Annotated in this window: 2 protein-coding genes; both read right to left on the bottom strand. The window is 45.2% G+C overall.

Going from position 1 to position 547, the window contains the following annotated elements; all coding sequences use genetic code 11:
* Positions 1-318: ATP synthase F1 subunit delta (atpH, locus tag ACTHSP_RS21480; RefSeq protein WP_440346937.1), on the bottom strand; the 318-nt coding region annotated here is incomplete at its 3' end.
* 4 nt (positions 319-322) lie between these two features.
* The coding region (locus ACTHSP_RS21475; protein ID WP_440346936.1) for a F0F1 ATP synthase subunit B family protein at positions 323-547 on the bottom strand (225 nt) is incomplete at its 5' end.

Genomic DNA, 547 nt, shown 5'->3' with positions numbered 1-547 from the left:
CGTATTGTTGTGTATCAAGGTCAAATCTTGATATTGGGCATAAATTTCCGGCAATACCAGCAAACGCTTTTGCTCGGCCAAAACGGTAATGAAATTTGCCAATTCGACATTTTTGATACCGACAAGACCTTTGAGCGTTTCTGCTTTTTCGGAAGCTCCCGTTTCCGGTTGCTCGATGAGAGCAATGACTTTCTCATCTTGAACAACCGCTGCGAGTTCTTTCAGTTCGCCCAACCAAGACTCGATTTGGTTTTTTTCCTGAGCCAGACTAAACAATGCTTTCGCATAAGGTCTGGCAATCGTTGCGAACTCTGCCATAAGATTACAGCTCCTGTTTTAAGGTACTGAGCAAATCTGCATGTTTGGAAGCATCAACTTCTTTACGCAAGATAGATTCTGCACCTTTAACAGCCAGTGTAGCAACCTGTTCGCGCAACACTTCGCGCGCACGGTTAACTTCTTGCTCCACGTCAGCTTTTGCTTGGGCTGCAATGCGTGCTGCTTCATGAGAAGCTTGCTCTTTGGCTTCTTCTACAATTTTTGCAGC

The organism is Neisseria sp. P0001.S005, assembly GCF_051963715.1.
Note: the sequence above shows the minus strand (reverse complement) of the source record. Positions and strands in the feature narration are given on the sequence as shown.